Source organism: Pseudomonas sp. zjy_15 (assembly GCF_043101865.1).
Lineage (GTDB): Bacteria > Pseudomonadota > Gammaproteobacteria > Pseudomonadales > Pseudomonadaceae > Aquipseudomonas > Aquipseudomonas putida_Y.
Window position 1 is genome coordinate 1 of record NZ_JBICII010000124.1, and the last position, 19,830, is coordinate 19,830.

Consider the following 19,830-nt stretch of genomic DNA (forward strand, 5'->3'; position numbering starts at 1 on the left):
TGATCAGCGGTTTTGCAGGAAGGCGCGAATCCGCTCCGCCGCCTCGATGCATTCGGCCAGTGGCGCAACCAGTGCCATGCGCACGCGCCCGGCACCCGGGTTCACCCCGTCCACTTCACGCGACAGGTACGACCCCGGTACCACGGTCACATGCTGGGCTTCGAACAGGTCACGGGTGAACTCGGCATCGTCGCCCGGTACCTTGGCCCACAGGTAGAAACTGCCGTCCGGGCGTTGCACGTCCAGTACCGGCTGCAGAATATCCAGCACGGCATCGTACTTGGCCCGGTATTGGTCGCGGTTGTCGCGCACATGCGCCTCGTCCTGCCAGGCGGCGATGCTGGCCAGTTGGGTTTGTACCGGCATCGCGCAGCCGTGGTAGGTGCGGTACAGCAGAAACGGCTTGATGATCCGGGCATCGCCGGCGACGAAGCCCGAGCGCAGCCCCGGCAGGTTGGAGCGCTTGGACAGGCTGTGGAACACCACGCAGCGCGCAAAATCGCTACGGCCTAGCTCGGCGCATGCCGTCAGCAGGCCTGGCGGTGGCGCGTCTTCGTCGAAGTACAGCTCGCTGTAGCACTCGTCGGCGGCGATCACGAAGTTGTGCTCGTCAGCCAGGGCAATCAGCTTCTTCAGGGTGTTCATCGGCACCAGCGCACCCGTAGGGTTGCCCGGCGAGCACAGGAACAGGATCTGGCAACGCTTCCACACTTCGGCCGGTACGGCGTCGAAGTCCGGGTTGAAACCGTTGTTCTCCAGGCACGGCAGGTAGTGCGGGGTGGCGCCGGCCAGCAGCGCTGCGCCTTCGTAGATCTGGTAGAACGGGTTGGGGCTGATCACCAGGCCGTCATCGGCGCGGTTGACCACGGCCTGGGTGAAGGCGAACAGCGCTTCACGGGTGCCGTTGACCGGCAGGATGTGGCGGTCGGCGTCCAGCCAGCCGGCTGGCACACCAAAGCGTCGTTCGCACCACTGGCCGATGGCCTGGCGCAGGGCTGGCAGACCGATCGTGCTGGGGTAGACCGCCAGTTTGTCGAGGTTGTCGGCCATGGCCTGGGCGACGAACGCCGGCGATTCGTGCTTCGGCTCACCGATCGACAGGGCGATGGCGCGTTTGTCCGCCGCGGGCTTCACGCTGCCCAGCAGGGCACGAAGCTTTTCGAACGGATAGGGCTGAAGCTGGGTCAAGGCATGGTTCATCGGCGCGAGGTCTCGTCAATCGTCTAATCGTTAAATGGTCACGCGGGTCTGGCTGGTGTCGCTACCTTGGCCGGCCTGCAGTTGCTGCACGATGGCTTCCTGCAGGCGGCTGCACAGTTGCGGGTCTGACAGCGGCTGGTTGTCGGCATCGGTAATGAAGAACACGTCTTCAACCCGCTCGCCGAGGGTGGCGATCTTGGCATTTTGCAGCGACAGGTCGAACTCCAGGAAGATCCGCCCCAGTCGGGCCAGCAGGCCCGGGCGGTCTGGCGCGGTGATTTCGAGGATGGTCACCGGTCGCTGGGCATCGTTGAGGATGGTCACTTGCGGCGGGAAGTCGAAGTGCTTGAGCTGCCGCGGCACCCGGCGCTGGATGATGGTCGGGTAGTCCTCGGGGTTGCGCAGCGCTTCGGTCAGGCCGTCGCGAATTTGCTTGACCCTCTGCGGGTTGTCGCCGATCGAGCCACCGTCGTTGTCCAGCACAATGTAGGTGTCGAGGGTGAACTGGCTGCTCGACGTGATGATCCGTGCGTCGTGGATGTTCAGGTTCAACTGTGACATGGCCGCCACCGTCACGGCGAAGAAATCGTGCTGGTCGGGGGCATAGATGAAGATCTGCGTGCCGCCTTCGAACTCGCGCTGGGTGGTTTCCTTGATCAGCACCAGCGGCCCGCCGTCGGCCGGTTGCTGCAGGATCGCATCCGTGTGCCAGGCCACGTCGGCGGCTGTGTGCTTGAGGAAATAGTCATCGCCCAGTTGCGCCCATAGCTGCTCGACGTCGTCCGGGTCGGTGCCCTCGCGCACCAGGATATCCAGCGCTGACGACTGGGTCTGGCGAATCTGCTCTTCGCGGTCCAGCGGGTTTTCCAGGCCGCGGCGCAGGGCGCGCTTGGTCTCGGTGTACAGCTGGCGCAGCAGGCTGGCCCGCCACGAGTTCCACAGGCTCGGGTTGGTGGCGTTGATGTCGGCCACGGTCAGCACGTACAGGTAGTCAAGGCGCGTCTCGTCGCCCACGTGCAGGGCAAAGTCGTTGATCACCTGTGGGTCGGACAAGTCCTTGCGCTGGGCGGTAGTCGACATCACCAGGTGGTTCTGCACCAGCCAGACGATCAGGCGGCTGTCCCAGGCCGGCAACTGGTGCCGTTCGCAGAACTTCTGCGCGTCCACCGCACCGATTTCCGAGTGGTCGCCCTGGCGACCCTTGCCGATGTCGTGGTACAGGCCGGCCAGGTAGATCAACTCGGGTTTGGGCAGGCGCCCCATGAGCTTGCTGGCCAGCGGGAATTTCTCGGACACCGGCGTGTATTGCAGCTTGCGCAGGTGCTTGATGAGGTTGAGGGTGTGCGCGTCGACCGTATAGATGTGGAACAGGTCATGCTGCATCTGCCCGACGATCAGGCCGAACTCTGGCAGGTAGCGGCCAAGAATGCCGTAGCGGTTCATCCGGCGCAGGTTGCGGTGGATGCCGATTTCGCACTTGAACAGCTCGATGAACAGGCTGGTATTGCGGATATCGGTGCGGAACGTGTCATCGATCAGGTGGCGGTGTTCGCGCAGCAAGCGCACGGTATCGGCACGCACCCCCTTGATCTCGGGGTGTTGGGCCATCAGTACGAAAATTTCCAGCATGGCGAACGGCGTGCGCTTGAACACGTTCGGGTTGGCGGCCTCTATATAGCCGTCATGCAGGCGGAACCGCGCGTTCAGCGGCTGGGTGCTGCCACTCTCCTCGTCGGCGAGGATAACTTCTTCGAAGTGCTGGATGATCAGGTCGCACAGCTGGCTGATGCTCATCACCACCCGGTAGTACTGCTGCATGAACTGTTCGATCGCCCGCTTGGGGTTTTCATCGCTGTAGCCCAGCAGCGTGGCGATGCTGCGCTGGTGGTCGAACAGCAGGCGGTCTTCGGCGCGTCCGGCCAGCATGTGCAGGGCATAACGGACTTTCCAGAGGAAGTCCTGGGACGAAGCCAGCAGTTCATTCTCGCTTTCCAGCAAGAAGCCTTCGCCGGCCAGTGCATGCAGGTTGAGCGTCCCGTACTGGCGGCGGGCCACCCAAAGGACCGTCTGGATGTCACGCAGGCCGCCTGGCGAACCCTTGACGTTGGGTTCGAGGTTGTACTCCGTGTCGTTGTACTTGTGGTGGCGGGCCTTGAGTTCGGCGCGCTTGGCCAGGAAGAATTCCTTGCTCGGCCACATTTGCGCGGTGCTGGTGACTTCCAGCATGCGCTGGCGCAAGGCCTCGGGGCCGGCGATGGTGCGGCTTTCCATCAAGTTGGTGATTACCGTCAGGTCGGCGCGGGCCTGTTCGGCGCACTCGTCGACGGTGCGCACGCTCTGGCCGACTTCCAGGCCAATGTCCCACAGCAAGGTCAGAAAGCGCTCAATGGCGTCGCGGTACTGTTCGTGCTCGGCCGCGCCCAGCAGAATCAGCAGGTCGATGTCCGAGTGCGGGTGCAGTTCACCGCGCCCGTAGCCGCCCACCGCAACCAGGGCAATGCCGCTCTGGTCGCCCCAGTCGAACTGGTTCCACGCCTGTTGCAGGATATTGTCGACGAGCCAGGCGCGGGCCTCGATCAGCGGGCGGATGTCGCTGCCGGCGCTAAAACGTTTGTCGAGCACCTCGCCGGCCAGGCGGATGGCTTTCTTGAAGGCGGCGATGGGGCTCGCCTTGAGGGCCAGTTCCGCCTGGAACTGGCCACGGTCGAACAGCTCGGGGTCCACCTGGGGCATCGCGTCACGTTCCTGTCGTGGGGTGGCCTGTCGGGGTGCGGTCAGGCCGAAGTGCGCGGGATGGTGTCGTCCTTGCGCAGGGTGAAGATTTCGTAGCCGGTCGCGGTCACCACCAGGGTGTGTTCCCACTGGGCCGAGAGCTTGCGGTCCTTGGTGATGGCGGTCCAGCCGTCGCCCAGCACCTTGGTGTCGGCCTTGCCCTGGTTGATCATCGGCTCGATGGTGAAGGTCATGCCTTCCTTCAGCTCCATGCCCGTGCCAGCGCGGCCGTAGTGGAGGATCTGTGGCTCTTCGTGGAACACCTTGCCAATGCCATGACCGCAGAACTCGCGCACCACCGAGAAACCGTTCTTTTCCGCGTGCTTCTGGATCACTTCACCGATGTCGCCCAGGCGGCAGCCCGGCTTGACCAGTTCGATGGCCTTGTACATGCATTCCTGGGTGACCTTGGACAGGCGCTCGGCCCAGACCGGCACGTTACCGACGTGGAACATGCGGCTGGTGTCGCCGTGGTAGCCGTCCTTGATCACGGTGACATCGATATTGAGCGTGTCACCGTCCTTGAGCGGCTTGTCGTTGGGGATGCCGTGGCAGACCACATGGTTGATCGAGGTGCAGATCGACTTCGGGTAGCCCTTGTAGTTGAGCGGTGCCGGAATGGCCTGCTGGACGTTGACGATATAGTCGTGGCACAGGCGGTCGAGCTCTTCGGTGGTGACACCGGGCTTGACGTGCTCTTCGATCATTTCCAGCACTTCGGCGGCCAGGCGGCCAGCGATGCGCATCTTCTCGATGTCTTCTGCGGTCTTGATGGTGACGGTCATTACAGGCTCTCTACGGCGCCGTGCACGGCGCGAACAAACGGGAAAGGCCGGATTCTAGCAGAGCAGGGCGCCGATCGGTCGGGATAAAGGCGGCCATGCTGTTGTCTACAGCTGGCATTCTGGCGCGAAAGCCGGGGTGCTGCAAAAAGTGCTGACAGACGCAACAGTATCCGGGTTCCGTTCGCTCGCGGTCTGTGGTATAAAATGCGCCGCTTTCGGGGACGACCCCGTCAGCACTTAACCCACACACGTGTCGACACGATGACCTGGGTGCCCCGAGTTGCAGAATTCGCGGGTTGGTCATTGGGATACGTGGAGGCCCAACCCGACTTATCAAGGAACTATCATGTCCCAAGTCAACATGCGCGATATGCTGAAGGCCGGTGTGCACTTCGGCCACCAGACCCGTTACTGGAACCCGAAAATGGGCAAGTACATTTTCGGCGCGCGTAACAAGATCCACATCGTCAACCTGGAAAAAACCCTGCCAATGTTCAACGACGCTCTGTCGTTCGTAGAGCGCCTGGCCCAGGGCAAGAACAAGATCCTGTTCGTCGGCACCAAGCGTTCCGCCGGCAAGATCGTCGCCGAGCAAGCAGCTCGTTGCGGTTCGCCGTACGTTGACCACCGTTGGTTGGGCGGCATGCTGACCAACTACAAGACCATCCGCGCTTCGATCAAGCGTCTGCGCGACCTGGAAACCCAGGCCGAAGACGGCACTTTCGCCAAGCTGACCAAGAAAGAAGCCCTGATGCGCTCCCGCGACCTGGAAAAACTGGATCGCAGCCTGGGTGGCATCAAGGACATGGGCGGTCTGCCAGACGCTCTGTTCGTTATCGACGTTGATCACGAGCGCATCGCGATCACCGAAGCCAACAAGCTGGGTATCCCGGTTATCGGCGTTGTCGATACCAACAGCAGCCCGGAAGGTGTTGACTACATCATCCCAGGTAACGATGACGCCATTCGCGCTATCGAGCTGTACATGACTTCGATGGCTGACGCAGTCATCCGCGGCCGCAACAACGTTGCCGGCGGCACCGAAGTTTACGCTGAAGAAGCGGCTGCACCTGCTGCTGAGTAATAGGCGCTAGCGTCTACTTGGCACGCAAAAAGGGGGCTTTGCCCCCTTTTTGCCACCTTGAAATCCTGCTGTCAGCATCGGCCCCGCATCATGGGCCTGCTGAAATGAAAGCAGCGGATTTGCAGAATTGAACGCCCGTGATTGACGGGTGGAATGGTTGAAAAACTTTCCAAGAGGATTTTGAAATGGCAGCAATTACTGCAGCGCTGGTAAAAGAACTGCGCGAGCGTACCGGCGAAGGCATGATGGATTGCAAAAAGGCCCTGGAAAAGGCCGGCGGCGACATCGAGAAAGCCATTGACGACATGCGTGCCTCGGGCGCCATCAAGGCCGCCAAAAAGGCTGGCAACGTCGCTGCTGAAGGCGCTATCGCCGTCAAGACCGACGGTACATCCGCCGTCCTGCTGGAAGTGAACTCGCAGACCGACTTCCTGGCCCTGCAAGACGACTTCAAGAACTTCGTGGCCGAAAGCCTCGAAGAAGCCTTCGCCCAGAAGCTGACCGACGCCGCTCCGCTGATCGCCTCGCGTGAAGCTGCTCGTGAAGCCCTGGTTGCCAAGTGCGGCGAGAACGTCAACATCCGTCGCCTGGTGCGCGTTGAGGGTGACGTTGTCGGTGCCTACCTGCACGGCAACAAGATCGGCGCTGTCGTCGTTCTGAAAGGCGGTGACGTGGAGCTGGCGAAGAACATCGCCATGCACGTCGCAGCTTCGAACCCTGAGTTCCTGGATTCGTCGGAAATCTCCGCCGAGGCCATCGAGCGCGAGAAGAATGTCTTCCTGCAGCTGAACGCCGACAAGATCGCCGGCAAGCCGGAAAACATCGTTGAGAACATGATCAACGGTCGTATCACCAAGTTCAAGGCAGAAGCCTCGCTGAAAGAGCAAGCTTTCGTCATGAACCCGGAAGTCAAGGTTGGCGAGCTGGCCAAGAAAGCCGGTGCTGAAATCGTTTCCTTCACCTACTTCAAGGTAGGCGAAGGCATCGAGAAGCCAGTCGACGACTTCGCTGCTGAAGTTGCCGCTCAGGTAGCTGCTGCCAAGCAGTAAGACAGCCCCGTCTGTCGCCCCAAAGAGGCTGCCCGCTCACGCGCGCAGCCTCTTTGTCAAAACGGGGAGGGGTTTATACGACTCCCTCTTCGCTGGCACCGAAGCGGTGCCACGCTACAGTTAGCAGGCTGCAAACAGCCCGCACGAATTTTCTAAAAGTACGCCGCAGGAGAGACTCGCAATGGCTCAGCAGGTGAGTGGTCGCCAACCTCGCTATAAACGCATTTTGCTCAAACTTAGCGGCGAGGCCCTGATGGGCTCGGAAGACTTCGGGATCGACCCGAAAGTGCTGGATCGCATGGCGCTTGAAGTTGGCCAGCTGGTAGGGATCGGTGTACAGGTCGGCCTGGTCATCGGTGGCGGCAACCTGTTCCGCGGCGCCGCGCTCAGCGCAGCCGGCATGGACCGCGTCACGGGTGACCACATGGGCATGCTTGCTACCGTGATGAACGGCCTGGCCATGCGCGATGCGCTGGAGCGCTCGAACATCCCGGCGCTGGTCATGTCGGCCATTTCCATGGTGGGTGTCACCGATCATTACGATCGCCGCAAAGCTATTCGTCACCTCAACTCCGGGGATGTGGTAATTTTCTCCGCCGGTACCGGCAACCCGTTCTTCACCACCGACTCCGCGGCCTGCCTGCGCGCCATCGAAATCGATGCCGACGTGGTGCTGAAGGCGACCAAGGTCGATGGCGTGTACACTGCCGATCCATTCAAGGACCCGCACGCCGAGAAATTCGATCACCTGACCTACGATGAGGTTCTGGATCGCAAGCTGGGTGTGATGGACCTGACCGCAATCTGCCTGTGCCGTGACCACAAGATGCCATTGCGGGTATTCAACATGAACAAGCCTGGCGCCCTGCTGAACATCGTGGTGGGTGGCGCTGAAGGCACACTGATCGAGGAAGGCCAAGCATGATCAACGACATCAAGAAAGACGCGCAGGAGCGCATGGGCAAGTCCATCGAAGCCCTGTCCCGCAACCTGGCTGCAATCCGCACCGGTCGCGCTCACCCAAGCATCCTGGACAGCGTCAAGGTTACCGCCTGGGGTAGCGAAATGCCGCTGAACCAGGTCGCCGCGATCACCGTCGAAGATGCGCGCACCCTGAAGATCGTCGCTCACGACAAGAACCTCAGCGCTGCCATCGAAAAGGCCATCCTCACCTCCGATCTGGGCCTTAACCCGTCCAGCGCCGGTACCACCATCCGAGTACCGATGCCGGCCCTGACCGAGGAAACCCGCAAGGGCTACACCAAGCAGGCCAGCGGTGTTGCCGAGGATGCCAAGGTAGCCGTGCGCAACGTGCGCCGCGACGCCCTGGCTGACCTGAAAAAACTGACCAAGGACAAGGAAATCAGCGAAGACGAAGAACGTCGCGCCGCTGACGAGATCCAGAAGCTGACCGACAAGTTCGTCGCCGAAGTGGATGCTGCCTTCAAAGCCAAGGAAAAGGACCTGATGGCCGTTTAAGGCCGGGGTTTTTTAATGGAAAAGACCAAGCCAGCGGCGCCGTCCTCGGTGCCGCGTCATGTCGCGATCATCATGGATGGCAACAACCGCTGGGCGAAAAAACGCCTGCTGCCCGGCGTGGCCGGGCACAAGGCGGGTGTGGATGCCGTTCGCGCGGTCATCGAAGTCTGTGCCAAGTCCGGGGTCGAGGTGCTGACCCTGTTCGCCTTCTCCAGCGAGAACTGGCAGCGCCCTGCCGAAGAGGTCGGGGCGCTGATGGAGCTGTTCTTCTCGGCGCTGCGCCGTGAGGCCAAGCGCCTTGACGAGAACAATATCAGCCTGCGCATCATCGGCGACCGTTCGCGTTTTCATCCTGAGCTGCAGGCCGCCATGCGCGAGGCCGAGGCAGTGACCGCTGGCAACAACCGCTTCATTCTGCAGATAGCAGCCAACTACGGTGGCCAGTGGGACATTGCCCAGGCTGCCCAGCGGTTGGCGCGGGAAGTGCAGGCCGGGCACCTGCGCCCGGAAGACATCACCCCGGGTCTGCTGCAGACCTGTCTGGCAACCGGCGAGCTGCCGTTGCCGGATCTTTGCATTCGCACCGGTGGCGAGCATCGCATCAGCAATTTCCTGCTGTGGCAACTGGCCTATGCCGAGTTGTACTTCTCCGACCTCTACTGGCCGGACTTCAAACACGAGGCCATGCGCAATGCCCTGGCCGATTTCGCTTCGCGCCAGCGCCGCTTCGGTAAGACCAGCGAGCAGGTCGAGGCTGGAGCTCGTGCTTAATGCTTAAACAACGCATCATTACTGCGCTGATCCTGTTGCCGGTCGCGCTGGGTGGTTTCTTCCTGCTCAATGGCGGGGACTTCGCCCTGTTCATCGGATTCGTAGTGACCCTCGGTGCCTGGGAGTGGGCGCGCCTTGCCGGGCTGATGGCCCAGCCGCTGCGCATTGCCTATGCAGCGGTGGTCGCCGGAGCGCTGATGCTGCTGTACATCCTTCCGGAGCTGGCGCCCTGGGTGCTGGGCGCTGCGGTTATCTGGTGGGGGCTGGCTACCTGGCTGGTGCTTACCTATCCGCGCAGCAGCGAGCTGTGGGTCAGTGCTGCCTGTCGGCTGTTGATCGGCCTGCTGGTGCTGTTGCCGGCCTGGCAGGGACTGGTGCTCCTCAAGCACTGGCCCCTGGGGAACTGGCTGATCCTGTCCGTCATGGTGCTGGTGTGGGCCGCCGACATCGGTGCGTACTTCTCTGGCCGGGCGTTCGGCAAGCGCAAGCTGGCCCCGCAGGTCAGCCCGGGCAAGAGCTGGGAAGGTGTGTATGGTGGGCTGGCAGTCAGCCTGTTTATCACCTTGGGTGTCGGCATCAGTCGCGACTGGGGCTTTGGTCAGATCCTGCTGGGCCTGCTGGGCGCTGCGTTGCTGGTGATGTCCTCGGTGGTCGGTGACCTGACCGAGAGCATGTTCAAGCGTCGCTCCGGCATCAAGGACAGCAGCAATCTGCTACCTGGGCACGGTGGTGTGCTCGACCGCATCGACAGCCTGACAGCGGCAATTCCGATCTTCGCGGTGCTGTTGTGGGCTGCCGAATGGGGTGTGATGTGAGTCGCCCGCAACGTATTACCGTGCTCGGGGCGACCGGCTCCATCGGCCTGAGCACGCTGGATGTGATCGCGCGCCATCCCGACCGTTATCAAGCGTTTGCCCTCACCGGCTATTCGCGCGTCGACGAACTGTTGGCGCTATGTGTGCGTCATCGTCCGGCATTCGCTGTGGTGCCGAGCACTGAGGCGGCGGTGAGGTTGCGTGCAAGTCTGGCTGCAGTTGGTTGTACCACCGAGGTGCTGGAGGGCGAGGCAGGGCTTTGCCAGGTGGCGTCGGCCGCTGAAGTGGATGCGGTGATGGCAGCCATTGTCGGTGCTGCCGGCTTGCGCCCCACGCTGGCGGCCGTCGAGGCAGGCAAAAAGGTGTTGCTGGCCAACAAGGAAGCACTGGTAATGTCGGGCGCGCTGTTCATGGAGGCGGTGCGGCAAAAGGGTGCCGTGCTGCTGCCGATCGACAGCGAACACAACGCTATCTTCCAGTGCATGCCAGGCGACTACGCCCGTGGCCTGAGCGCCGTCGGTGTGCGCCGGATCCTGCTTACCGCTTCTGGTGGGCCGTTCCGCGAGACGCCGGTCGAGGCGCTGCTGGACGTGACCCCGGAGCAAGCTTGTGCTCACCCTAACTGGTCCATGGGGCGCAAGATCTCCGTGGATTCGGCCAGCATGATGAACAAAGGCCTCGAGTTGATCGAGGCCTGCTGGTTGTTCGATGCCGCGCCGTCCAAGGTTGAGGTGGTGGTGCACCCGCAAAGCGTGATCCACTCGCTGGTCGACTACGTGGACGGTTCGGTGCTCGCGCAGTTGGGCAACCCGGACATGCGTACGCCGATCGCCAACGCGTTGGCTTGGCCGGAACGGATCGATTCCGGGGTCGCCCCCCTGGACCTGTTCGCCATCGCCCGTCTGGATTTCCAGGCGCCCGACGAACAACGCTTCCCTTGCCTGCGCCTTGCGCGGCAGGCTGCCGAGGCTGGCAACAGTGCGCCAGCGGTGCTCAATGCAGCCAACGAAGTGGCGGTCCAGGCATTTCTTGAACGGCGCATCCGCTTCCCGGAGATCGCGGGTATGATCGAACAGGTACTCGACCAGGAACCCGTCGTACCGTTGCCGTCGCTGGATGCGGTATTTGCCGCCGATCAGCGTGCCCGGGAGCTTTCCCGAGAGTGGCTGAGGCGTCACGGCCGCTGATGCAGGCCCGCCAAGGTTCGTGAGGGGGCTGGGGATGCCAGCCCGCTGAACATCATTCGGAGATGGACATGACAGCGCTCTACATGATTATCGGCACCCTCGTGGCTCTGGGTGTGCTGGTCACTTTCCACGAATTCGGTCACTTCTGGGTGGCGCGCCGCTGCGGCGTCAAGGTGCTGCGTTTTTCGGTGGGTTTCGGCACGCCGCTGCTGCGGTGGCATGACCGCCACGGCACCGAGTTCGTTGTTGCGGCCATTCCTCTGGGTGGCTACGTCAAGATGCTCGACGAGCGCGAAGGCGATGTGCCGCCAGCGCTGGCCGGGCAGTCGTTCAACCGCAAGTCGGTGCGCCAGCGTATTGCGATTGTCGCGGCAGGCCCGATCGCCAATTTTCTGCTCGCTATCCTGTTTTTCTGGGTACTGGCGATGCTGGGTACCCAGCAAATCCGCCCGGTTATCGGTGCGGTCGACAGTGGCAGCCTGGCAGCATCGGCCGGGCTGACCGCGGGTCAGGAAATCGTCTCTGTCGACGGTAAGCCGACCAACGGTTGGTCGGCGGTCAACCTGCAGTTGGTTCGTCGTCTGGGTGAGAGCGGTACCTTGCAGATTGGCGTGCGCGATGAGGGTGCCAGCGCCGAGCGCCAGTTGCAGGTCAAGCTGGACAGCTGGCTCAAGGGCGCCGACGAGCCGGACCCGATTCAATCCCTGGGGCTGCGCCCCTGGCGCCCGGCGATCACCCCGGTGCTGGCCGAGATCGACCCGAAGGGGCCGGCTGCCGCTGCTGGCCTGAAAACCGGTGACAAGCTGCTGGCTCTGGATGATGTGGCGGTGACCGAATGGCAGCAGGTTGTCGACCGCGTGCGCGCCCGCCCTGATGCCAAGGTAGTGGTGCGAGTGGAGCGCGATGGAGCTGCCCTGGAGCTGCCGGTGACCCTGGCCCGCAAGGGTGAGGGCAAGGCAGTCGGTGGCTATCTTGGTGCTGGCGTCAAAGGTGGCGAATGGCCTGCCAACATGCTCCGCGAAGTCAGCTACGGCCCGCTGGATGCGGTGGGTGAGAGCTTGTCGCGTACCTGGAGCATGAGCGTCCTGACCCTTGAATCGCTGAAGAAAATGCTGTTCGGGGAGCTCTCGGTAAAAAACTTGAGTGGACCGATAACCATTGCTAAAGTGGCGGGCGCTTCAGCCCAGTCCGGCGTGGGGGATTTCCTGAATTTCCTGGCCTACCTGAGCATAAGCCTGGGGGTTCTTAACCTGCTGCCCATACCCGTACTGGATGGGGGGCATTTGCTGTTTTACCTGGTCGAGTGGGCGCGCGGTCGTCCGCTGTCGGATCGGGTGCAAGGTTGGGGGGTTCAGATCGGTATCAGTTTGGTCATAGGGGTGATGTTGCTCGCCCTGATCAACGATCTGGGTCGACTATAAAGCTTCGCTCAATTGCGAACCTGCCGTTTGTGACGGCAGGTTGTTTATTGCCAGTTGGAATAAAAGGACTTCATGAAACGTCTGCTGCTAACTGCGGTCATGTCCGCACTGATGATCGCTGAAGTTCACGCCGAGTCCTTCACCATCTCCGATATTCGCGTCAACGGCCTGCAGCGGGTTTCCGCCGGCAGTGTGTTCGGTGCCTTGCCGCTGAACGTTGGTGACCAGGCCGACGACCGCCGCCTGGTGGACTCGACTCGTTCCTTGTTCAAGACCGGGTTCTTCCAGGACATCCAGTTGAGCCGTGATGGCAATGTGCTGATCATCAACGTGGTCGAGCGCCCGTCGGTGTCGAGCATCGAGATTGAAGGCAACAAGGCGATCAGCACCGAAGACCTGATGAAGGGCCTGAAGCAATCGGGCCTGGCCGAAGGCGAGATCTTCCAGCGTGCCACCCTCGAAGGCGTGCGTAACGAGCTGCAGCGCCAGTACGTGGCCCAGGGGCGCTACTCGGCCGAGGTAGACGCCGAAGTGGTGCCGCAGCCGCGCAACCGCGTGGCGCTGAAGATCAAGATCAACGAAGGCACCGTCGCCGCCATCCAGCACATCAACGTCGTTGGCAACAACGTATTCGATGATGAGACCCTGGGGCAGCTGTTCGAGCTGAAGACCACCAACTGGCTGTCGTTCTTCAAGAACGACGACAAGTACGCCCGTGAAAAACTCTCCGGTGACCTGGAGCGTCTGCGTTCCTATTACCTGGACCGCGGCTACATCAACATGGACATCGCCTCCACCCAGGTGTCCATCACGCCGGACAAGAAGCACGTCTACATCACCGTCAACATCAACGAAGGCGAGAAATACACCGTTCGCGACGTGAAGCTGTCCGGCGACCTCAAGGTGCCGGAAGACCAGGTCAAGTCGCTGCTGCTGGTGCAGCCGGGCCAGGTATTCTCGCGCAAGGTGATGACCAGCACATCCGAGCTGATCACCCGTCGCTTGGGTAACGAAGGCTACACCTTTGCCAACGTCAACGGTGTGCCACAGCCGAACGACCAGGACCACACGGTCGACATCATGTTCGTGGTCGACCCGGGCAAGCGTGCCTACGTCAACCGCATCAACTACCGCGGCAACACCAAGACCGAAGACGAAGTGCTGCGCCGCGAAATGCGCCAGATGGAAGGTGGCTGGGCTTCGACCTACCTGATCGACCAGTCCAAGACCCGTCTGGAGCGGCTGGGTTACTTCAAGGAAGTCAACGTCGAGACCCCTCAGGTACCTGGCACCGACGACCAGGTGGACGTGAACTACAGCGTCGAAGAGCAGGCCTCCGGTTCGATCACCGCCAGCGTCGGTTTCGCCCAGAGCGCCGGCCTGATCCTCGGTGGCTCGATCAGCCAGAGCAACTTCCTCGGTACCGGTAACAAAGTGTCCGTCGGCCTGACCCGCTCGGAATACCAGACCCGCTACAACTTCGGCTTCGTTGATCCCTACTTCACTGCCGATGGCGTCAGCCTGGGCTACAACGCCTTCTACCGCAGCACCGATTACGACGACCTCGACGTCGACGTTGCCAGCTATGCGGTGGACAGCTACGGTGCGGGCGTCAGCCTGGGCTATCCGATCAGCGAGACCTCGCGCCTGACCTACGGCCTGAGCGTGCAGCAGGACAAGATCAAGACCGGCAAGTACACCGTTGACGAGATCTTCGACTTCCTCGAGCAGGAAGGTGACAACTTCCTGAACTTCAAGGCCTCGATCGGCTGGTCCGAGTCGACCCTGAACAAAGGCGTGTTGGCCACCCGTGGCCACTCGCAAAGCCTGACCCTGGAGTCCACTGTTCCGGGCAGCGACCTGTCGTTCTTCAAGCTTGACTACCGTGGCCAGCTGTTCAAGCCGATCACCAACGACTACACCCTGCGCCTGCATACCGAGCTGGGCTATGGTGATGGTTACGGCAGCACCTCCGGCCTGCCGTTCTACGAGAACTATTTCGCGGGCGGTTTCAACTCTGTCCGTGGCTTCAAGGACAGCAGCCTGGGCCCACGCAGTACGCCTAGTCGCGGCGAGGCCGACGGCGGCAAGCCGGGCACTATTCGCGACCCGGATCAGGATCCGTTGCCGTTTGGTGGTAACGTGCTGGTGCAAGGCGGCGCCGAGCTGCTGTTCCCGCTGCCGTTCGTCAAGGACCAGCGTTCACTGCGCACCTCCGTGTTCTGGGACGTGGGTAACGTGTTCGACACCAATTGCGGCAACAAACCTGATTGCGAGAAGGTCGGGTTCTCGGGCATGGCCAGTTCGGTCGGCCTGGGCGTGACCTGGATTACCGCACTGGGCCCGCTGAGCTTCAGCCTGGCAATGCCGGTCAAGAAGCCGGACGATGCCGATACCCAGGTGTTCCAATTCTCTCTGGGCCAGACCTTCTAAGGTCGGCCCTTGCTTAATGACAACGGTTTATCCAGGAGTGCATCGTGCGTAAATTGGCTCAATTGGCCGTAGTGGCCGCGGCGCTGGTCGCCACCCCGGCTTTCGCCGAAATGAAGGTTGCCGTCCTGAACTACCAGATGGCCCTGCTCGAGTCGGATGCCGCCAAGAAGTATGCGGTTGATGCCGAGAAGAAATTCGGTCCGCAACTGACCAAGCTGAAAAACCTGGAAAGCAGTGCCAAGGGCATCCAGGACCGCCTGATCAAGGGCGGCGACAAGATGCAGCAGCAGGAGCGTGAGCGCCTGGAGCTCGAGTTCAAGCAAAAGGCCCGGGACTTCCAGTTCCAGTCCAAGGAATTGAACGAAGCGAAGGCCGTTGCTGATCGCGACATGCTCAAGCAACTGAAGCCGAAGCTGGATGGTGCTGTCGAGGCAGTGATCAAGAAGGGCGGCTACGACCTGGTCCTCGAGCGTGGTGCGGTCATCGATGTCAAACCTCAGTATGACATCACCCGCCAAGTCATCGAGCGCATGAACCAAGCCCGTTGATATGAGTGTGACCATGACGTTAGGCCAGCTGGCCGAGGCACTCGGAGCCACCCTCAAAGGGCCCGAGACGCTGCAGATTACCGGGCTGGCCACCTTGCAGGAGGCTGGCCCCGGTCAGTTGAGCTTCCTCGCCAACCCGCAGTACCGAAAATTCCTGGATGACAGCCAGGCGGCCGCAGTGCTGCTCAAGGCGGCGGATGCCGAAGGCTTTGCCGGCAATGCACTGATCGTCGCCGATCCGTACCTGGCCTACGCACGCATTTCCCACCTGTTCGACCCCAAACCCAAGGCTGTGGCGGGTGTTCATCCCAGCGCCGTGGTGGCTGAGGACGCGCAGGTGGATGCCAGTGCCAGCATCGGGCCGTTCGCGGTCATCGAAAGCGGTGCGCGTATCGCGGCCAATGTCACTGTGGGTGCACACTGCGTGGTCGGCGCGCGTTGCGTGATCGGCGAGGGTGGTTGGCTGGCACCGCGGGTCACCCTGTACCATGACGTGACCATCGGCAAGCGCGTGGTCATTCAGTCGGGGGCGGTGATTGGCGGTGAAGGTTTCGGCTTTGCCAACGAGAAGGGTGTGTGGCGCAAGATCGCCCAGATCGGTGGCGTGACCATCGGTGATGACGTGGAAATCGGCGTCAACACTGCTGTCGACCGCGGTGCTTTGTCGGACACGCGGATCGCTGACGGGGTCAAGCTCGACAACCAGATCCAGATCGCCCATAACGTGCAGATCGGCGAGCACACGGCCATGGCCGCTTGCGTCGGGATTTCCGGTAGCACGCGCATTGGCAAGCACTGCACCATTGCCGGCGGTGTCGGCATGGTCGGCCATATCGATGTCTGTGATAACGTTTTCGTGTCCGGGATGACCATGGTAACCCGTTCGATCACCGAACCGGGTGCCTATTCTTCCGGCACTGCCATGCAGCCGCTGGCTGACTGGCGCAAGAGCGCCGCGCGTATCCGCCACCTGGACGACATGGCCAAGCGTCTCCAGCAGCTGGAAAAACGCGTCGATACCGTGACCTCAGGTGGCCTGCCGACATCAGAAGGCTGATACCATTCCCTGAGCAAGAGTGAACAGTCGCTAGCTGGCTCCTCTTTGGATTGCAAAAGGAGCGTGTGGTCAGCACCTGCGCTCCCTATTCTTATTACAGGCTTCCCCACCGAAATGATGGACATCAACGAGATTCGCGAATACCTGCCTCACCGCTACCCGTTCCTGCTGGTAGATCGTGTGACGGATCTGGACTTCGAGGCCCAGAGCATTCGTGCCTACAAGAATGTCAGCATCAACGAGCCGTTTTTCAATGGCCACTTCCCGGCACACCCGATCATGCCGGGTGTCCTGATCATCGAAGCCATGGCCCAGGCGGCCGGCATCCTTGGTTTCAAGATGCTCGATGCCAAGCCGGCCGATGGCACCCTGTACTACTTTGTCGGTTCCGACAAACTGCGTTTCCGTCAGCCGGTTCTGCCGGGTGACCAGCTTGTGCTGGAAGCCAAGTTCCTCAGCCGTAAAAGCATGATCTGGAAGTTCGAGTGCCGCGCCCTGGTCGACGGCAAGCCGGTCTGCTCGGCAGAAATCACCTGCGCGGAACGCTCCCTATGAATTCGATTGATCCTCGGGCCATTATCGATCCGTCGGCCAAGCTGGCCGACGGCGTCGAGGTCGGCCCTTGGTCGATCGTTGGCCCTGATGTGGAAATCGGGGAGGGCACCGTTATCGGCCCGCATGTTGTGCTTAAAGGCCCGACCCGCATCGGCAAGCACAACCGTATCTTCCAGTTCTCTTCCATCGGTGAAGACACCCCGGACCTTAAGTACAAGGGTGAGCCGACGCGCCTGGTGATCGGCGATCACAATGTCATTCGCGAAGGGGTGACCATCCACCGCGGTACTGTTCAGGATCGCGCGGAAACCACCGTGGGTGACCACAACCTGATCATGGCCTATGCCCACATTGGCCACGACAGTGTCATCGGCAACCACTGCATCCTGGTCAACAACACGGCGCTGGCAGGTCATGTACATGTGGGTGACTGGGCGATCCTGTCCGGTTACACCCTGGTTCACCAGTACTGCCACATTGGCGCCCACGCGTTTTCCGGTATGGGCACGGCGATTGGCAAGGACGTTCCGGCCTTCGTGACCGTGTTCGGCAGCCCGGCCGAAGCCCGCAGCATGAACTTCGAGGGCATGCGCCGCCGCGGTTTCAGCGACGAGGTGATCCATGTGCTGCGTCGTTGCTACAAGATTGTCTACCGTCAGGGCCTGACCGTAGAAGACGCGCTCAAGGAGCTGGCCGAACCCGCTGCGCAGCACCCCGAGGTCGAGCTGTTCCGTCAGTCGATCCTGAGCTCCGCTCGCGGCATCACACGCTGATATGGCCCAGCTTTGCGTAGCGCTGGTCGCCGGTGAGGCCAGTGGCGATATTCTTGGTTCAGGCTTGATGCGTGCCCTGAAGGCGCGCCACCCCGACGTACGTTTCATCGGGGTTGGCGGGCCTTTGATGGAGGCCGAAGGCCTGCAATCCTATTTCCCCATGGAACGTCTCGCCGTCATGGGGCTGGTCGAGGTGTTGGGGCGCCTGCGTGAGCTGCTCAAGCGCCGCAAGTTGCTGATCCAGACCCTGATCGAAGAAAAGCCCGACGTATTCATCGGCATCGACGCCCCTGACTTCACCCTCAATATCGAGCTGAAGCTGCGTCAGGCCGGGATCAAGACCGTCCACTATGTCAGCCCGTCAGTGTGGGCCTGGCGGCAGAAGCGCGTGCTGAAGATTCGCGAAGGCTGCGACCTGATGCTGACGCTGCTGCCGTTCGAGGCGCGGTTCTACGAAGAGCAGGGTGTGCCAGTGCGTTTTGTCGGCCACCCGCTGGCAGACACCATCCCGCTTGAAACCGACCGCCCGGCCGCGCGTGCCACGCTGGGCCTGGGTGAGGGGCCGGTGGTGGCACTGATGCCGGGCAGCCGGGGCGGCGAAGTAGGGCGCCTGGGCGCGTTATTCCTCGACGCCGCCGAGCGCCTCTGCCAACAAGTGCCGGGTGTGCGCTTCGTGTTGCCCTGCGCCAACGCCACGCGGCGTGCCCAGATCGAGCAGATGCTGGAAGGGCGCCAACTGCCGCTGACCCTGCTCGATGGCCAGTCGCACCAAGCCCTGGCGGCCTGTGACGCGGTGCTGATCGCCTCGGGCACCGCTACCCTCGAGGCGCTGCTGTACAAGCGGCCGATGGTGGTGGCGTACCGCCTTGCGCCCTTGACCTACTGGATTCTCAAGCGTCTGGTGAAAAGCCCTTACGTGTCATTGCCGAACCTGCTGGCCCAGCGAGAGCTGGTGCCCGAGTTGCTGCAAGACGACGCTACCAGCGAAGCGCTGGCCAACACCTTGGCGCCGCTGGTACGCGATGGAAGCCATCAGACCGAACGTTTCGACGAAATTCACCGCACCCTGCGCCGTGACGCCTCCAATCAGGCGGCCGAGGCGGTACTGGCCCTGCTCAAGGACCGCTGACATGCAAATTGGACTGGACTTCAACCTGGTAGAAGACCTGGTCGCCGGCGTTGACGAAGTGGGCCGTGGCCCGCTGTGTGGCGCGGTGGTCACGGCGGCGGTGATTCTTGATCCTGCGCGGCCGATTCTCGGTCTGAACGACTCGAAGAAGCTCACCGAAGCCAAGCGTGAGGCGCTGTTCGACGAGATCTGCGAAAAGGCCTTGAGCTTCTGCATCGCCCGCGCCGAGGTCGAGGAAATCGACAGCCTGAACATCCTGCAGGCCACCATGCTGGCCATGCAGCGGGCAGTGGAGGGCTTGCACATTACGCCGAAGCTGGCCCTGATCGATGGCAATCGCTGCCCGAAGCTGGCTGTGCCGGCAGCACCGGTGGTCAAGGGGGATAGCCAGGTGCCGGCCATTGCAGCGGCATCGATCCTGGCCAAGGTGACCCGTGATCGGGAGATGAGCGCCTTCGAACTGATCTACCCGGGGTATGGCATTGGCGGGCACAAGGGCTACCCGACCCCGGTGCATCTCGAGGCCTTGGCGCGCCTTGGGCCTACGCCCATTCATCGGCGATCCTTCGCCCCTGTGCGGGCGGCCTGGGAAGCGCGCGAAGGCGTCACCGATTCCCTGATCTGACCTATTGGGGCCGCTTTGCGGCCCTTCGCGGGCACGCCCGCTCCCACAGGATTCATCGGTCTGAGCAGCGGGGCCGTACCTGTGGGAGCGGGCGTGCCCGCGAAGGGCTGCAAAGCAGCCCCAAAAAAAGCCCCTAGTTAGGCTACA

Annotated in this window: 18 protein-coding genes; 15 read left to right on the forward strand and 3 right to left on the reverse strand. The window is 61.9% G+C overall.

Annotated elements, in window-relative coordinates:
* Positions 1-3 precede the first annotated feature (3 nt).
* From dapC to map, 3 genes are read right to left on the reverse strand one after another with little or no spacing between them, the layout of a single operon-like run.
* Positions 4-1,200, reverse strand: a complete 1,197-nt coding sequence (dapC, locus tag ACF8EF_RS23885) for a succinyldiaminopimelate transaminase (RefSeq protein ID WP_392460512.1) — start codon at positions 1,198-1,200, stop codon at positions 4-6.
* Between the two features lie 30 nt (positions 1,201-1,230).
* Positions 1,231-3,933 carry a [protein-PII] uridylyltransferase gene (locus tag ACF8EF_RS23890; protein ID WP_176682756.1) on the reverse strand — a complete coding sequence of 901 codons (2,703 nt, stop codon included), beginning with the start codon at positions 3,931-3,933 and terminating at the stop codon, positions 1,231-1,233.
* A 41-nt stretch (positions 3,934-3,974) separates the two neighbouring features.
* A complete protein-coding gene (map, locus tag ACF8EF_RS23895) occupies positions 3,975-4,757 on the reverse strand; it encodes a type I methionyl aminopeptidase (RefSeq protein WP_003252286.1) in 783 nt (260 codons plus the stop codon).
* Positions 4,758-5,103: 346 nt separating this feature from the next.
* Between map and rpsB the strand changes: the two genes are divergently transcribed.
* The 15 genes from rpsB (at position 5,104) to rnhB (ending at position 19,683) form a co-directional block, all read left to right on the forward strand.
* Positions 5,104-5,841, forward strand: coding sequence for a 30S ribosomal protein S2 (gene rpsB / locus ACF8EF_RS23900; RefSeq protein WP_003252287.1), 738 nt, complete (start codon positions 5,104-5,106; stop codon positions 5,839-5,841).
* A gap of 185 nt (positions 5,842-6,026) precedes the next feature.
* The gene (gene tsf, locus ACF8EF_RS23905; RefSeq protein WP_003252290.1) at positions 6,027-6,890 is read left to right on the forward strand and encodes a translation elongation factor Ts; all 864 of its coding nucleotides are present in this window, start codon (positions 6,027-6,029) and stop codon (positions 6,888-6,890) included.
* Between the two features lie 181 nt (positions 6,891-7,071).
* Positions 7,072-7,815 carry a UMP kinase gene (gene pyrH / locus ACF8EF_RS23910; protein WP_003252294.1) on the forward strand — a complete coding sequence of 248 codons (744 nt, stop codon included), beginning with the start codon at positions 7,072-7,074 and terminating at the stop codon, positions 7,813-7,815.
* The gene (gene frr / locus ACF8EF_RS23915) at positions 7,812-8,369 is read left to right on the forward strand and encodes a ribosome recycling factor (RefSeq protein WP_003252296.1); all 558 of its coding nucleotides are present in this window, start codon (positions 7,812-7,814) and stop codon (positions 8,367-8,369) included. Before pyrH ends, frr begins: the two co-directional genes overlap by 4 nt.
* 15 nt (positions 8,370-8,384) lie before the next feature.
* Positions 8,385-9,140: a polyprenyl diphosphate synthase gene (gene uppS, locus ACF8EF_RS23920; RefSeq protein WP_003252299.1), complete on the forward strand. Its 756-nt coding sequence runs from the start codon at positions 8,385-8,387 to the stop codon at positions 9,138-9,140.
* A complete protein-coding gene (locus tag ACF8EF_RS23925; RefSeq protein ID WP_176682757.1) occupies positions 9,140-9,955 on the forward strand; it encodes a phosphatidate cytidylyltransferase in 816 nt (271 codons plus the stop codon). The genes uppS and ACF8EF_RS23925 overlap by 1 nt, the downstream gene beginning before the upstream one ends.
* Complete coding sequence (gene ispC, locus ACF8EF_RS23930; RefSeq protein ID WP_176682758.1) at positions 9,952-11,142, forward strand: 1-deoxy-D-xylulose-5-phosphate reductoisomerase; 1,191 nt, start codon at positions 9,952-9,954, stop codon at positions 11,140-11,142. Before ACF8EF_RS23925 ends, ispC begins: the two co-directional genes overlap by 4 nt.
* Before the next feature lie 68 nt (positions 11,143-11,210).
* On the forward strand, positions 11,211-12,563 hold the full coding sequence (gene rseP / locus ACF8EF_RS23935; protein WP_176682759.1) for an RIP metalloprotease RseP: 1,353 nt from the start codon (positions 11,211-11,213) through the stop codon (positions 12,561-12,563).
* Positions 12,564-12,635: 72 nt separating this feature from the next.
* Positions 12,636-14,996, forward strand: coding sequence for an outer membrane protein assembly factor BamA (gene bamA, locus ACF8EF_RS23940; RefSeq protein WP_176682760.1), 2,361 nt, complete (start codon positions 12,636-12,638; stop codon positions 14,994-14,996).
* 44 nt (positions 14,997-15,040) lie between these two features.
* Entirely contained in the window at positions 15,041-15,544 is a 504-nt protein-coding gene (locus tag ACF8EF_RS23945; protein WP_209963978.1) for an OmpH family outer membrane protein, read from the forward strand.
* A 1-nt stretch (position 15,545) separates the two neighbouring features.
* Positions 15,546-16,601, forward strand: coding sequence for a UDP-3-O-(3-hydroxymyristoyl)glucosamine N-acyltransferase (lpxD, locus tag ACF8EF_RS23950; RefSeq protein WP_392488426.1), 1,056 nt, complete (start codon positions 15,546-15,548; stop codon positions 16,599-16,601).
* A gap of 114 nt (positions 16,602-16,715) precedes the next feature.
* A complete protein-coding gene (gene fabZ, locus ACF8EF_RS23955; RefSeq protein WP_003252314.1) occupies positions 16,716-17,156 on the forward strand; it encodes a 3-hydroxyacyl-ACP dehydratase FabZ in 441 nt (146 codons plus the stop codon).
* Entirely contained in the window at positions 17,153-17,929 is a 777-nt protein-coding gene (gene lpxA, locus ACF8EF_RS23960) for an acyl-ACP--UDP-N-acetylglucosamine O-acyltransferase (RefSeq protein WP_176682763.1), read from the forward strand. The genes fabZ and lpxA overlap by 4 nt, the downstream gene beginning before the upstream one ends.
* A 1-nt stretch (position 17,930) precedes the next feature.
* Positions 17,931-19,058 carry a lipid-A-disaccharide synthase gene (gene lpxB, locus ACF8EF_RS23965; protein ID WP_392460509.1) on the forward strand — a complete coding sequence of 376 codons (1,128 nt, stop codon included), beginning with the start codon at positions 17,931-17,933 and terminating at the stop codon, positions 19,056-19,058.
* 1 nt (position 19,059) lies between these two features.
* On the forward strand, positions 19,060-19,683 hold the full coding sequence (rnhB, locus tag ACF8EF_RS23970; RefSeq protein WP_176682765.1) for a ribonuclease HII: 624 nt from the start codon (positions 19,060-19,062) through the stop codon (positions 19,681-19,683).
* The last annotated feature ends 147 nt before the right edge of the window (positions 19,684-19,830 follow it).

What these genes read in the sequence shown, in the direction of transcription:
- dapC (WP_392460512.1), bottom strand. Translation starts at nt 1,200, where the DNA reads ATGAACCATGCCTTGACCCAGCTTCAGCCCTATCCGTTCGAAAAGCTT.
- ACF8EF_RS23890 (WP_176682756.1), bottom strand. Translation starts at nt 3,933, where the DNA reads ATGCCCCAGGTGGACCCCGAGCTGTTCGACCGTGGCCAGTTCCAGGCG.
- map (WP_003252286.1), bottom strand. Translation starts at nt 4,757, where the DNA reads ATGACCGTCACCATCAAGACCGCAGAAGACATCGAGAAGATGCGCATC.
- rpsB (WP_003252287.1), top strand. Translation starts at nt 5,104, where the DNA reads ATGTCCCAAGTCAACATGCGCGATATGCTGAAGGCCGGTGTGCACTTC.
- tsf (WP_003252290.1), top strand. Translation starts at nt 6,027, where the DNA reads ATGGCAGCAATTACTGCAGCGCTGGTAAAAGAACTGCGCGAGCGTACC.
- pyrH (WP_003252294.1), top strand. Translation starts at nt 7,072, where the DNA reads ATGGCTCAGCAGGTGAGTGGTCGCCAACCTCGCTATAAACGCATTTTG.
- frr (WP_003252296.1), top strand. Translation starts at nt 7,812, where the DNA reads ATGATCAACGACATCAAGAAAGACGCGCAGGAGCGCATGGGCAAGTCC.
- uppS (WP_003252299.1), top strand. Translation starts at nt 8,385, where the DNA reads ATGGAAAAGACCAAGCCAGCGGCGCCGTCCTCGGTGCCGCGTCATGTC.
- ACF8EF_RS23925 (WP_176682757.1), top strand. Translation starts at nt 9,140, where the DNA reads ATGCTTAAACAACGCATCATTACTGCGCTGATCCTGTTGCCGGTCGCG.
- rseP (WP_176682759.1), top strand. Translation starts at nt 11,211, where the DNA reads ATGACAGCGCTCTACATGATTATCGGCACCCTCGTGGCTCTGGGTGTG.
- bamA (WP_176682760.1), top strand. Translation starts at nt 12,636, where the DNA reads ATGAAACGTCTGCTGCTAACTGCGGTCATGTCCGCACTGATGATCGCT.
- lpxD (WP_392488426.1), top strand. Translation starts at nt 15,546, where the DNA reads ATGAGTGTGACCATGACGTTAGGCCAGCTGGCCGAGGCACTCGGAGCC.
- fabZ (WP_003252314.1), top strand. Translation starts at nt 16,716, where the DNA reads ATGATGGACATCAACGAGATTCGCGAATACCTGCCTCACCGCTACCCG.
- lpxA (WP_176682763.1), top strand. Translation starts at nt 17,153, where the DNA reads ATGAATTCGATTGATCCTCGGGCCATTATCGATCCGTCGGCCAAGCTG.
- lpxB (WP_392460509.1), top strand. Translation starts at nt 17,931, where the DNA reads ATGGCCCAGCTTTGCGTAGCGCTGGTCGCCGGTGAGGCCAGTGGCGAT.
- rnhB (WP_176682765.1), top strand. Translation starts at nt 19,060, where the DNA reads ATGCAAATTGGACTGGACTTCAACCTGGTAGAAGACCTGGTCGCCGGC.